Genomic DNA, 11,850 nt, shown 5'->3' with positions numbered 1-11,850 from the left:
TCCCCACACCCGTCCACCACCCCCTCCCGCCCCGTAAACTTGGCCGAATGCACGACGAACTGCGCGCCGCCCTGGCCGGCCTGCTCGACGGCCTGCCGCCCACGCAGGCCGCGCGGGCCGTCGACCGGCTGATCAGCCACTACCGCGGCACCACCCCCACCGACGCCCCGGTGCTCCGCGACCGCGCCGACGTCGCCGCCTACGCCGCGTACCGCATGCCCGCCACCTTCGAGGCCGTCCAGTCCGCGCTGGACGCGTTCGCCGCCCGGGTGCCGGAGTTCGCACCGCGCACCCACCTCGACATCGGCGGCGGCACCGGCGCCGCCACCTGGGCCGCCGCCGCGACCTGGGACGGCCACCGCTCCACCGTCGTCGACTGGGCGCAGCCCGCCCTGGACCTGGGCCGGGAGCTGGCCGGGGCCACGCTGCCCGGCACCGAGTGGCGGCGCGCCGTCATCGGCGACGGCCTCACCGTCCCGCCCGGCACCGACCTGGTGACCGTCTCGTACGTCCTGGGCGAGCTGCGGCCCGAGGCCCGTCGCGCCGTGGTCGACGCCGCGGTCGCCGCCACCGCCGTCGTGCTGATCGAGCCGGGCACCCCGGACGGCTACCTCCGCATCCGCGAGGCCCGCGACCGGCTGACCGCCGCCGGGCTGCGGATCGTCGCGCCCTGCCCGCACGGCGCCGCCTGCCCGATCGTGCCCGGCGAGGACTGGTGCCACTTCTCCGCCCGGGTCAGCCGCTCCTCCCTGCACCGCCAGGTCAAGGGCGGCTCGCTCGCGTACGAGGACGAGAAGTTCGCCTATGTCGCGGCGGTCCGGCCCGACGCGCTGCCCGGGCCCGCCGCGCCCGCGGAAGCCCGCATCGTCCGCAAGCCGCAGCTCCGCAAGGGCCAGGTGCTGCTGGACCTGTGCACCGCCGAGGAAGGGCTGCGCCGTACGACGGTGACCAAGCGCCACGGCGCCGGGTACCGCGCGGCCCGGGACGCCGCCTGGGGCGACACCTGGGAGTGACCGGCCGCCCGCCGGACCACGCGACCCCCTCGGAGTGACGGCGGACCCCCGATCGCTGCGAGACGACCCGTCTCGCCCGGGGGGTCCGCTCGGTACGATCGCGCCATGCCCACCACCCCCGCGCCCAACGCCGCGCGCCGCAGCGAGCGCTCCCGCCGTGCGATCTTCGACGCCGCCCTCGCCCTGGTCGGCGAGGTCGGCTACCCGCGCCTGACCATCGAGGGCATCGCCGCCCGCGCCGGTGTCGGCAAGCAGACGATCTACCGCTGGTGGCCCTCGAAGGCGGCGGTCCTGCTCGACGCGTTCACCGAGGGCGTCGAGAGCTACGGCGAGGGCCTGCCCGACACCGGCGACCTGGCGGCCGACCTCAAACACGTGCTCCGGGCCACCTGCGACGAGTTCAACGCCCCGGCCTTCCAGGCGCCCTACCGCGCGCTCGCCGCCGCGGGCGCCGCCGACGAGCAGCTCTCCCGCGACTTCGTGGCCCGGCTGATGGAGCCCGGGTTCGCCGTCTACGCGGCCCGGCTGCGCGCCGCCCAGGAAGCCGGTGAGATCGACCCGGACGCCGATCTCCGCATCGTCACCGAGATGCTGCTGAGTCCCTTCTCACAGCGCTGGCTGATGCGCACCGGCGAACTCACCCACGCCTACACCGACACCCTCGTCGACCTGGTACTCCGCGCGGTGCGCACCCGCGACTGACGCGTGCGCCCGGCGTGCGCTCCCTCGTACGGGACGGCAAATGCCCGCTTCGTCCGTCCCGTACGGGCCCCGGATCCTGACACGGGTCACCCCGGGCGCCAGATGGTGGCAGCATTGTTCCCAGACCACCGCTCGAATTGAGGGGATAGATGGAACGCAAGAGCAGGTTCTCCCAGTGGCTGCGTCGGCCGAAGAGCGGATCGGACGGCGATGAGACGGACACGGGATCGGCGGCCGCACGCGGCCGCGAGGACCTGCTGCTGGCGGCGGCCGACGCGGGCTTCCCCATCGCCCCCGCCGCCCACCCCTCCGGCTACGGTTGCTCCTGCGAACGCATCGGCTGTCCCACCCCCGGCCGCCACCCCGTCTCCTTCGGCTGGCAGACCGTCGCCACCACCGACCGCGACAAGGTCGCCGCCTGGGTCCGCACCCTCCCGCAGGCCAACTTCATCACCGCCACCGGCATCACCCACGACGTCCTCGACGTCCCCGCCGAGGCCGGCCGGACCGCCCTGGAGCGCCTGGAGGCCGCCTCCGTCGAGCTGGGCCCGGTCTCGCTCAGCGGCGCCGGGATCGGCGACGGCCGGATGCTCTTCTACACCGCCACCCGCGGCACCCCCGACGACGAGGACGAGTGGTGGCCCTGCGAGCTGGACTGCCACCCCGAGACGATGGACGAGCATCCGGGCCTGCGCTGGCACTGCCGCGGCAGCTACGTCCTGCTGCCGCCGTCCCGTCTCCCCGGTGACCGCCCCGCCGTCTCCTGGCTGCGTGGCCCCGAGCGTCCGCTGCCCGACCCGCTGACGCTGCTGGAGAACCTCACCGACGCCTGCGCCGAGTTCATCGGCCGCACCCCGGACCACGAGACCACCGCCTGGCCCATCGGCCGCTGACCGGGGCCCGCCGGGACGCCCGGCGGGCCACCCGCCGGACCACTCCCCGGATACCGCCTACGGCACCTTCGCCGACGTCCGCGACTCGATGTAGTTCAACACCGCGACCTTGCCGCCCGCGCCCTTCGCCGGAACCTTCACCGCCTGTGCCGACAGATTGGTCAGCGTGATCCTCGGGGCCTCTTCCACCGGATGGTCCATGACGCCCTGCACCTGCGGTGTCACCCGCATCATCGAGCCCTCGGACACCGTCTTCTGCTGGTGGTAGTAGCTCGCGAAGAACACCAGCGCACCGCCGTCCGCCGTCCGCAGCGCCACCGGCGCGAACCGCGCAGGCTGATCCACCCACTGGATCTGCGCCCCGGGCGTGTGCGACTTCGCCTCCCGGTCCCGGCGCCAGGCGTCGGTGCGCACCCCCGGCGCGAAGAGATCGCCCTTGCCGGTCCGCAGATAGTCCGTGTACGCCTTGCTCAGCCCCGCCGGATCGACCGTCAGATCGCTGCCGTCGACGGGCACCGGCTCCGCGAACCCGTCCGCGTCCGTCCGGAACCGCGGCACCTGGTCGGCGGCGAGCGCCGCCAGATACACCGCCCGCCACGGGGCGTCGGCGGCGGAGCGGCTGAACACCAGGAACCAGCGGGCCGCCCGACCGCTGCGGTCCTGCCGGTTGGTGACCGCGTCGGCCAGGAAGAAACGCGGCCAGCCCGCCTGCTTCGGGACCGTGAAGTGCGGGTCGCGGAAGCTCAGCGGGCTGGCGCTGGGGTTGCCCTGCGGATGCGTGGCCCGGGCGGCCTTGAGGCCCGCCCGGTCGATCATGAGCAGCGCATCCGACTCGTAGGTGGCGGTGACGGCCGGATCCAGCGTGCGGTTCGCCTTGTTGAAGCCCTCGGTGAAGTGCTTCAGCGCCGCCGTGGCGTCAGCCTTCGTCACCGCCGGGACGATCTCCCGCTCGCCGTGCACCGTCACGCACCCGGTCAGCATCGTCAGCGTCGCCGCTGCCGACGTCAGTGCGAGCGCCACCCGGAACGGCGACCTGCGTGTCATGGGACTCGGGCTCCTTCGGGGCGACCGGGGCGGACGCGGGCGCCGCCTGGGTGGCAGGATTCGGCGCCACCCTACCGGGGGAGAGGAACACCGCGAGCGTGGGGACCAGATACGCCGCCCACACCACGACCTGAAGCACCGTCGGATCCGGCTGGAAGTTGAAGATGCCCTTCAGCAGCGTGCCGTACCAGCTGTCCGCCGGGATCTGCTCGCTGATGTCGAACGCCAGGGTCGACAGCCCCGGCAGCCAGCCCGCCTCCTGCAGATCGTGGAAGCCGTACGCGAGGACGCCCGCCGCGACGATCACCAGCATCCCGCCGGTCCAGGTGAAGAACTTCGCCAGGTTGATCCGGACCGCGCCGCGGTAGAACAGCCAGCCCAGCACCACCGACGTGGCCAGGCCCAACAGCGCGCCGACCAGCGGCCGGACGCCGTCCTGCGCCGACTGCGCCGCCGTCCACACGAACAGCGCGGTCTCCAGCCCCTCGCGCCCCACCGACAGGAACGCCGTCACCACCAGCGCCGTGGTGCCCATCGCCAGCGCGGCGTCCAACTTGCCGTGCAGCTCCTTCTTCAGATGCCGCGCGGTACGCCGCATCCAGAACACCATCCACGTCACCAGGCAGACCGCGATGACCGACAGCGAACCGCCCAGCGCCTCCTGCGCCTGGAACGTCAGCGTCTGCGAACCGAACTGCAGCGCCGCACCGAACCCGAACGACAGCAGCACGGCCAGCGCGATGCCGGTCCACACCGGACGCAGCGCCTCCCGCCGCCCCGTCTTCACCAGATAGGCGATGAGGATGCAGACGACGAGGCTGGCCTCAAGACCCTCGCGCAGACCGATCAGATAGTTGCCGAACACGTCGGTCCCTTCTCTTCCTTCATGGCGTTCGTGGCGTACGGCGGTGGTGGTGCGGGCGGTTCAGGCGGAGGTGAACAGCGCCCGGCCCCACCAGTCGGCGGTGTCCCGGACGCCCGGCGGCACCGCGAACACCGCGGAACCGACGTGCTGGATGTACTCGTTGAGCGCGTCGTGCCGCGCCAGCTTCCGCTGCAACGGCACGAACCCGTGCCGCACATCGCGCTGGTAGGCGAGGAAGAACAGCCCCGCGTCCAGCCGCCCCAACCCGTCGGTGCCGTCCGTGAAGGAGTAGCCGCGGCGCAGGATGCGGATGCCGCCGTTGCTGTCCGGGTGGGCGAGGCGGACGTGCGCGGTCGGCAGCATCGACGGCAGATGCGCCGCGTCCCGTTCGTGGGTGCGGCCCGCCGGGGCGCCCTCGGCCTTGTCCCGGCCGAAGACGTCCTCCTGCTCCTTGAGCGAGGTGCGGTCCCAGGTCTCGATGTGCATCCGGATGCGCCGCGCGACGAGGTACGAGCCACCGGCCAGCCACGCCGCGTCGCCCTTCGCCTCCGACGTGGGCACCCACACATGCGCCTCCAGCGACTTCGGGTCGTCGCCCGCGACGTTCTCGGTGCCGTCCTTGAAGCCGAACATGTTCCGCGGCGTCTGCGCGCCCGGCGTCGTCGACGAGGTCTTGCCGAAGCCCAGCTGCGACCAGCGGATGGCGACCTTGCCGAAGCCGATCCGGGCGAGGTTGCGGATGGCGTGCACCGCGACCTGCGGATCGTCCGCGCACGCCTGGACGCACAGATCGCCGCCGCTGCGCGCCTTGTCGAGGTTGTCGCCGGGGAACTGCGGCAGATCGATCAGCGCGTCCGGCCGCCGGTCCTTGATCCCGAAGCGGTCCTTGCCGTCCTTGGCGAAGAGCGTGGGCCCGACGCCGAACGTCAGCGTCAGCCGGGACGGCGGCAGCCCGAGCGCCTCGCCGGTGTCGTCCGGCGGAGCCTCGGCGAGCCCGCCGACCGCACCGTCCCCGACCGCGTCGCCCGCCGTCATCGCGGCAGCCGCCTTCGTCCACTCCTTGAGCAGCGAGATCAGCGCCTCGCGGTCGTCGGTGGTGACATCGAACGCCGCGAAGTGCAGCCGGTCCTGGACGGCGGTGGCGATACCCGCCTGGTGCGCGCCGTGGAACGGTACGGCCGCCCCCGCGGCGGCGTCCGCGTCCGCCGGGGCGGTGTCGCCGGAGCGCATCGCGGTGGCGGTGCCGCCCGCCGCGACGGCGCCGAGCGCCAGCCCCGCACCGCCCCAGCCCAGCAGCTTCCGCCGCGACGGCGCGGCCTTCTCCGCCTCGGGCGACCGCTCCGCGGGCCTCTCGTCCACCGGCTCGGTCACTTGGTCACCGCCACGGCGGCGGCCAGCTTCGACAACGGCTCGGCCAGCGCGTTCACACTGTCCGACAGCTTCTTACGGGCGTCCTTGCCGACCGTGTCGTACGCGACGAAACCGTCGGCGGAACCCTTGTCGCGGTGGTCGTCGAGCTGGGTGTGGATGGCCTTGAACTGCCGGTCCAACTCCTTCGCCAGCTCCGGGTCGTTCTTCGACACCACCGGCTTCAGCAGCTCGTACGCCTTCTGCGCGCCCTCCACGTTGCCCTGGAAGTCGACCAGGTCGGTGTGGCTGTAGCGCTCCTCCTCACCGGTGACCTTGCCGGTGGCGACCTCGTCGAGGAGTTCCTTGGCGCCGTTGGCCATGCTGGTCGGCGTGATGTCGGCGGTGCCGACGCGCTTCTGCCAGTCCTTCAGATCGGTCATCAGCTGCGCGGCGAGCTTCTTGTCGTCCGCGGTGATCTTCTTGTCCTGCCAGAGGGACTTCTCCAGCCGGTGCCAGCCGGTCCACTTCTGACCGTCCTCCAGCCCGTCCGCGCGCACATCGACCTTGGGGTCGATGTCCCCGAACGACTCGGCGACCGGCTCGGTCCGCTCCCAGCCGACCCGGGAGAGCGCGTAGGTCTCCTTCGCCTTCTCGACGTCCCCGGCGCGCACCGCGTCGGCGAACTTCTGCGCGGCGGGCAGCGTCCGGTCCGCCTCCCGCTGGACGTAGGTGCGGTACGCGGCGACCGCGGCGTCGAGGCGGGGGTCGCGCTTGGCGTCGGCGCCCTTGCCGTCGGCGGTCACCTTCTTACGGATGCCGTTGCCCTTCATCCCGGGCTTGCAGGCGACCTCGTAATGGCCCGGCTTGATCTCGGCGGTGATCTCCGCCCTGGTGCCGGGGCCGATGTTCTCCCGCTCGGTGACGATGCGGTCGCCGGGCGCGTAGACGTAGACCTCGGTGACCTTGGCGCCCTTGTTCTGCACGGCGAAGCGGACGTGCCCGGCGGGGAACGTGTCGGCCGACAGCTCGCAGGCGCTGTCGCTCGCCGTCACCTCGATCACCCCCTTGCCGCCCTTGCCGTCGCTCTTGGCCGCACAGCCGGAGACGACGGTCAGGGCCGCGGCCACGGCGACGGCGGCGACGACGGGGGAGCGGAGGGCTCGCATGCGGGCTCCAGTGGAGGCGAGGAACGGTAAGGGGCGCTAAGGCAGACCTAAGTTATCTGAGGCTTACCTGAAAGAAGCCCCCGTAAGCCCGTGATCCGGCTCTCATGGGACACGGCCCGATGACGGAACGGCCGGAATTACGTCACGGAAAAGTCATCAAAACGCCAAGTAAGGGGCGTGGTGCCGGGGTGGCTGTGACCTCCCGCCGTCCGGCCGGGCGCCTCCGGGCCGCCTCTTTCGGCCACCGCCCGCCCGCGGCTCCCGGTACACAGCGCGGCCGGGCGGCCACCCCTCGTCGAGGTGACCGCCCGGCTCCCTTGCGGTGTCGAGGCGCACCGTCCGCCCCACGTGGCCGCGGCTGCGTGCGGGACGGGACGGTGCGCGTCGGGTCCGGAGCGTCATCCGGCCCCGGTGCCCGTCACAGCGGGCGCGCCCACAGGTCGTACATGAGGCCGGAGCCGTCGCAGAACGGGTCCGCCCACTTGCCGCTGGAGACCAGGTCCGTACCGGCCTCCTGGCAGCCGCTGAGCGTCCAGAACTTCTTACCCGTCCAGACGGTTCCGGGCGGGCCGTCCATCGGCTTGTACTGCGGGGCGGCGTGGGCGGCCGGAGCGGCGGCCTTCGCCTCGGTGGCGGTCGCGGCGCTGGCGCCGGTCTGCGTCGCGCCCAGCGCGGCCACCGTCAGCGCGACGGTCGCGAACGCGCCGCCGAGGATTCGCCTGTTACGCATCGTGTGCATCCTTTCCCCGTGGTGCGGGGCCCCGTTGTGACCCCGTCCCCCTGCACACGGATCCGGGCACCGCCCCGTATGACACCGACAGATGTGACCTGCGTCACACCTCCGTCGAGGGTGTCGCACGGTCCCCAGAATGGGCCGATGACCGACATCGAAGTGCTCCGGGTGTTCTGCGGCGACGACGGCGCGGGCGGCAATCCGCTCGGCGTCGTCCGCGACGGCGCCGCCCTGCCGGACCCCGCCGCACGCGCCGCCCTCGCCGCCGAACTCGGCTACAGCGAAACGGTGTTCCTCGACGACCCGGACCGCGCCACCGTCGACATCCACACCCCCTCCGTCCGCCTCCCCTTCGCCGGGCACCCCCTCGTCGGCCTCGCCTGGCTGCTGCGCGACCTCGGCCGCCCGCCCGCCGTGCTCCGCCCACCGGCCGGAGAGGTGGCCGTCATCCACGAGGGTGACACGGTCTGGGTACGCGGCCGCGCCGCCTGGGTCACCGAACGCCGCTGCGCGCGGTACGCCTCGCCCGCCGAGGTCGACGCGCTGCCCGCACCGCCGCCCGGCGAGGGCTGGCTCTACGCCTGGGCCTGGCGGGACGAGACCGCCGGAACCGTCCGCGCCCGCGGCTTCCCCCGCCGCGGCGACGGCATCACCGAGGACGAGGCGACCGGCGCCGCCGCCCTCCTCCTCGCCGACCGACTCGGCCGCCCCCTGGAGATCCACCAGGGCACCGCCTCCCGCATCCTGACCCGGCCCGGACCGGACGGCACCGTCGAGATCGGCGGCCGGGTACGACGGGCCTGACGGCGCCGGGGCGGGGCGCACCGCACCCCGCCCCGGCCACCGCCGCTATGCGCTCAGCGGGAACCGCTCGCTCAGCGCGCGGAACACCGCGTCGTTCAGCGCGAAGGCCCGCCGGCACTCGTCGATGATCCGCTGCCGCTCCAGATCGTCCGCCCGGACCGCGTCCAGCAGCGCGCGGTACTCCCGCTTGAAGGCGGCGGGGTTGGCGATCCCCTCGAAGACGTAGAACCGCACCCCGTCACCCTTGGGCGCGAACCCCCACTCCTTCTCGGCGGTGGCGCGCAGCACCTGGCCGCCCGAGAGGTCACCGAGATAGCGGGTGTAGTGGTGCGCCACATAGCCGCCCGGCCAGTGGCGCGCACAGTGCCGGATGCGGTCGGTGTACGCCACCGTCTCCGGCAGCGGCGCCACCCGCGAGCGCCAGGACGGGCCGTGGAAGTGGGCGAGATCGCGGGCCAGCTCCGGCGCGCGGGTCAGCTCGGGGCGGACGAACGGACCGGCGACCGGATCCCGCGCCAGCCGCCCCGCCTCCTCCTCCAGGGCGTCGTAGACGAACCACAGCTGCTCGGTGTAGCCGCGGAAGGCGGTCACACCGAGCCGGGCGCCGATGAGGTCGGCCAGGAACGAATCACCCGAGGTGGCGTCGTGCTGCGGGCGCGAGGCGGTGCGCAGCTGGGTGGAGAAGGGGGCGGGCGCGGGCGAGGCCGTGCTGCGCATGTCCAAAGCTGACCTCCGGGAACGGGGTACTTAGGTAACCCTTAGTAGACCCGTGGCGGCGGCCCGGGTCAACCCGTTCCCGACGATCTGTCGGTAAACATTCGGTGCGTGACGACACTGCACCGCACGGCATCCGGTCAGGGCAGCGTCAGAATCTCCGCGCCGCTGTCCGTGACCACCAGCGTGTGCTCGAACTGCGCGGTCCGCCTGCGGTCCTTCGTCACGACCGTCCAGCCGTCCTCCCACATGTCGTACTCGTACGAGCCCAGCGTCAGCATCGGCTCGATGGTGAACGTCATGCCGGGCACGATGTCCGTCGTGTGGTGCGGGCTGTCGTAGTGCGGAACGATCAGACCGGAGTGGAAGGACGTGTTGATGCCGTGCCCGGTGAAGTCCCGCACGACGCCGTAGCCGAACCGCTTGGCGTACGACTCGATGACCCGGCCGATGATGTTGATCTGCCGACCCGGCTTCACCGCCTTGATCGCGCGGTTGAGCGCCTCCCGCGTCCGCTCCACCAGCAGCTTCGACTCCTCGTCGACCTCGCCGCACAGATAGGTGGCGTTGTTGTCGCCGTGCACGCCGTTGATGAACGCGGTCACGTCGAGGTTGACGATGTCGCCGTCCTGCAGAACGGTCGAGTCGGGGATGCCGTGGCAGATGACCTCGTTGAGCGAGGAGCAGAGCGACTTGGGGAAGCCGCGGTAGCCGAGCGTGGACGGGTAGGCGCCGTGGTCGCACATGAACTCATGGGCCACCCGGTCGAGTTCGTCGGTGGTGACACCGGGGGCGATCAGCTTGGCGGCCTCCTCCATCGCCTGTGCGGCGATCCGGCCGGCGATCCGCATCCGCTCGATCGTTTCGGCGTCCTGCACCTCGGGACCGCTGTACGGCGTGGGCGCGGCCTTCCCGACGTACTCGGGCCGCGGGATCGAGGCGGGGACGGGGCGGGTGGGGGAGATCTTCCCCGGGGCAAGAAGCGACTGGCCAGACATGCCAGCGAGTGTATCGGCGGGCCATCGGGCAGGATGGCGGCACGGAAACGGACCACAGGAGGCGGCTATGGCGCTGTTCAAGAGGCGGACCGAGGGCAGGCCCGGAGAGTGGTTCTACTGCCTGCGGCACCAGAAGGTCGAGGAGGGCCCCGAATGCCGGGCCGCCGACCGTTTCGGGCCGTACGCCACCCGTGAGGAGGCGGCGCACGCCATGGAGACGGCCCGCGAACGCAACCTGGAGTGGGAGACCGACCCCCGCTGGCACGACAGCGGCAGGAAGGGCGACCCGGAGTCCTGACGGGCCGGTCGCGCCGGACACTCCGGCGGCGGGCGGCGAAGTCCTGACGAAGAAGGGCGTTCCGGCGCCCTCCCCGCCTTACCTCCGATTTCATATCGTTACTCTCCCGATTCTTGACGTTACGGCTGGTAGTGGCGTTCACTTCAGCCGTTCCGAGCGGCCCACGGGGGAGATTTCGAAATGTATGTACCGGCGCGCAGATTTATCCTCGGCGCATTGACACTCTCCCTGGCCCTGCCACTGGTCGCCTGCGGAAGTGAACAGCCGAAGACACGGAACGACGACAGTTCCATCGGATTGCTGCTGCCCGACAAAGCCGAGCGTTACGACGACTTCGACCGCCGCATCATGGCCTCGAAGGTCGCCTCGCGCTGCCTGGAGTGCAAGCTCGAATACCGCAATGCCGCGGGCGATGTGGAGACGCAGCGGCGCCAGTTCGAGGAGATGGTGGACGGCGGCGTCCGCGTCATCGTCCTCGACGCGGTCGACTCCCGCGCCGCCGGTCCATGGGTGGACGCCGCCGCGAAGAAGGGCGTCAAGGTCGTCGCCTACGACCGGCTCGCCGAGGGCGCGGTCGCCGCCCATGTCTCCTACGACAACGAGAAGATCGGCAAACTGCAGGCGGAAGGGCTGGTCACCGCCCTCGGGACGGGCGCCGCCACCGCCCGGGTGCTGATGCTGAACGGCTCGCCCTCCGACCCCAACGCCCTCTCCTTCAAGAAGGGCGCCCACGCCGTCCTCGACCACAAGGTCGGCCGGATCGTCTACGAGAAGGACATCCCCGGCTGGTCCGTACCGCTCGCCCGGAAGAAGATCACCGAAGCGGTGAACACTCTCGGACCGAACGGATTCGACGCGGTCTACGCCGCCAACGACGGAATGGCGGGCGCCGCCGCCGAGGTGTTGGAGAAGTCCGGCGCACATCTTCCGATCGGCGGTCAGGACGCCGAACTCACCGCGCTGCAAAGGCTGGTGAAGGGTACGCAGACCTTCACCGTCTACAAGGAAGTCAGACCCGAGGCGCAAACCGCCGGGGAAATCGCGGTCGATCTGCTCCGGGGAAAGAGCATCGGTTACCTGACCCCGGTGAGCGTCGCCAACAAGAGCCATTCGCATATTCCCGCCAAGCTCTTCAGCGCCCGGATCGTCACCCGGAAAAACATGGCGGACACCGTGGTCCGCGACGGTGCGGTCCGCGCCGATCTCATCTGCACCAAGGACCTCAAGGCCGACTGCACCGCACTCGGCATCGACTGACGACCGCCCGGCC

The 11,850-nt window shown here is 71.8% G+C and carries 13 protein-coding genes; 6 read left to right on the top strand and 7 right to left on the bottom strand.

Going from position 1 to position 11,850, the window contains the following annotated elements; genetic code table 11:
* Positions 1-47: 47 nt before the first annotated feature.
* The 3 genes from IF23_RS0127725 to IF23_RS0127715 all read left to right on the top strand — a co-directional run bounded on the left by IF23_RS0127725 (position 48) and on the right by IF23_RS0127715 (position 2,608).
* Entirely contained in the window at positions 48-1,013 is a 966-nt protein-coding gene (locus IF23_RS0127725; protein WP_030288428.1) for a small ribosomal subunit Rsm22 family protein, read from the top strand.
* Between the two features lie 105 nt (positions 1,014-1,118).
* Positions 1,119-1,715, top strand: a complete 597-nt coding sequence (locus IF23_RS0127720) for a TetR/AcrR family transcriptional regulator (RefSeq protein ID WP_030288426.1) — start codon at positions 1,119-1,121, stop codon at positions 1,713-1,715.
* 149 nt (positions 1,716-1,864) lie between these two features.
* Positions 1,865-2,608: a bifunctional DNA primase/polymerase gene (locus IF23_RS0127715; RefSeq protein ID WP_030288424.1), complete on the top strand. Its 744-nt coding sequence runs from the start codon at positions 1,865-1,867 to the stop codon at positions 2,606-2,608.
* A gap of 57 nt (positions 2,609-2,665) precedes the next feature.
* Here IF23_RS0127715 and IF23_RS0127710 read toward each other — a convergent pair whose 3' ends face one another.
* From IF23_RS0127710 to IF23_RS0127690, 5 genes are all read right to left on the bottom strand, one after another.
* Positions 2,666-3,628, bottom strand: coding sequence for an SCO2278 family lipoprotein (locus IF23_RS0127710; protein WP_483855139.1), 963 nt, complete (start codon positions 3,626-3,628; stop codon positions 2,666-2,668).
* Entirely contained in the window at positions 3,525-4,517 is a 993-nt protein-coding gene (gene efeU / locus IF23_RS0127705; protein WP_030288420.1) for an iron uptake transporter permease EfeU, read from the bottom strand. The genes IF23_RS0127710 and efeU overlap by 104 nt, the downstream gene beginning before the upstream one ends.
* A gap of 60 nt (positions 4,518-4,577) precedes the next feature.
* Positions 4,578-5,888 (bottom strand): iron uptake transporter deferrochelatase/peroxidase subunit, encoded by a 1,311-nt coding sequence (gene efeB / locus IF23_RS0127700; RefSeq protein WP_245655138.1) that lies wholly within the window; start codon positions 5,886-5,888, stop codon positions 4,578-4,580.
* Positions 5,885-7,033: an iron uptake system protein EfeO gene (gene efeO / locus IF23_RS0127695; RefSeq protein ID WP_030288417.1), complete on the bottom strand. Its 1,149-nt coding sequence runs from the start codon at positions 7,031-7,033 to the stop codon at positions 5,885-5,887. The genes efeB and efeO overlap by 4 nt, the downstream gene beginning before the upstream one ends.
* Positions 7,034-7,451: 418 nt before the next feature.
* Entirely contained in the window at positions 7,452-7,763 is a 312-nt protein-coding gene (locus tag IF23_RS0127690; RefSeq protein ID WP_030288415.1) for a hypothetical protein, read from the bottom strand.
* Positions 7,764-7,910: 147 nt separating this feature from the next.
* Here IF23_RS0127690 and IF23_RS0127685 point away from each other — a divergent pair, with 147 nt between their 5' ends.
* On the top strand, positions 7,911-8,570 hold the full coding sequence (locus IF23_RS0127685; protein WP_030288413.1) for a PhzF family phenazine biosynthesis protein: 660 nt from the start codon (positions 7,911-7,913) through the stop codon (positions 8,568-8,570).
* 45 nt (positions 8,571-8,615) lie between these two features.
* On the opposite strand, the gene IF23_RS0127680 is transcribed toward IF23_RS0127685, so the two are convergent.
* Both IF23_RS0127680 and map read right to left on the bottom strand, forming a co-directional pair.
* Entirely contained in the window at positions 8,616-9,287 is a 672-nt protein-coding gene (locus IF23_RS0127680) for a biliverdin-producing heme oxygenase (RefSeq protein WP_030288411.1), read from the bottom strand.
* A 137-nt stretch (positions 9,288-9,424) separates the two neighbouring features.
* Positions 9,425-10,282, bottom strand: a complete 858-nt coding sequence (map, locus tag IF23_RS0127675) for a type I methionyl aminopeptidase (protein WP_030288409.1) — start codon at positions 10,280-10,282, stop codon at positions 9,425-9,427.
* A gap of 67 nt (positions 10,283-10,349) precedes the next feature.
* Between map and IF23_RS0127665 the strand changes: the two genes are divergently transcribed.
* Positions 10,350-10,580, top strand: coding sequence for a hypothetical protein (locus IF23_RS0127665; protein ID WP_030288434.1), 231 nt, complete (start codon positions 10,350-10,352; stop codon positions 10,578-10,580).
* A 180-nt stretch (positions 10,581-10,760) separates the two neighbouring features.
* A complete protein-coding gene (locus tag IF23_RS0127660) occupies positions 10,761-11,837 on the top strand; it encodes a sugar ABC transporter substrate-binding protein (RefSeq protein WP_030288407.1) in 1,077 nt (358 codons plus the stop codon).
* Positions 11,838-11,850: the final 13 nt, after the last annotated feature.

It is taken from the genome of Streptomyces catenulae, from assembly GCF_000718015.1.
Taxonomy (GTDB): Bacteria; Actinomycetota; Actinomycetes; order Streptomycetales; family Streptomycetaceae; genus Streptomyces; species Streptomyces catenulae.
Note: the sequence above shows the minus strand (reverse complement) of the source record. Positions and strands in the feature narration are given on the sequence as shown.

Coding starts and splice junctions, on each gene's coding strand:
- IF23_RS0127660 (WP_030288407.1), top strand. CDS start 10,761: ATGTATGTACCGGCGCGCAGATTTATCCTCGGCGCATTGACACTCTCC.
- IF23_RS0127725 (WP_030288428.1), top strand. CDS start 48: ATGCACGACGAACTGCGCGCCGCCCTGGCCGGCCTGCTCGACGGCCTG.
- IF23_RS0127715 (WP_030288424.1), top strand. CDS start 1,865: ATGGAACGCAAGAGCAGGTTCTCCCAGTGGCTGCGTCGGCCGAAGAGC.
- IF23_RS0127680 (WP_030288411.1), bottom strand. CDS start 9,287: ATGCGCAGCACGGCCTCGCCCGCGCCCGCCCCCTTCTCCACCCAGCTG.
- IF23_RS0127665 (WP_030288434.1), top strand. CDS start 10,350: ATGGCGCTGTTCAAGAGGCGGACCGAGGGCAGGCCCGGAGAGTGGTTC.
- efeO (WP_030288417.1), bottom strand. CDS start 7,033: ATGCGAGCCCTCCGCTCCCCCGTCGTCGCCGCCGTCGCCGTGGCCGCG.
- map (WP_030288409.1), bottom strand. CDS start 10,282: ATGTCTGGCCAGTCGCTTCTTGCCCCGGGGAAGATCTCCCCCACCCGC.
- IF23_RS0127685 (WP_030288413.1), top strand. CDS start 7,911: ATGACCGACATCGAAGTGCTCCGGGTGTTCTGCGGCGACGACGGCGCG.
- IF23_RS0127690 (WP_030288415.1), bottom strand. CDS start 7,763: ATGCGTAACAGGCGAATCCTCGGCGGCGCGTTCGCGACCGTCGCGCTG.
- IF23_RS0127720 (WP_030288426.1), top strand. CDS start 1,119: ATGCCCACCACCCCCGCGCCCAACGCCGCGCGCCGCAGCGAGCGCTCC.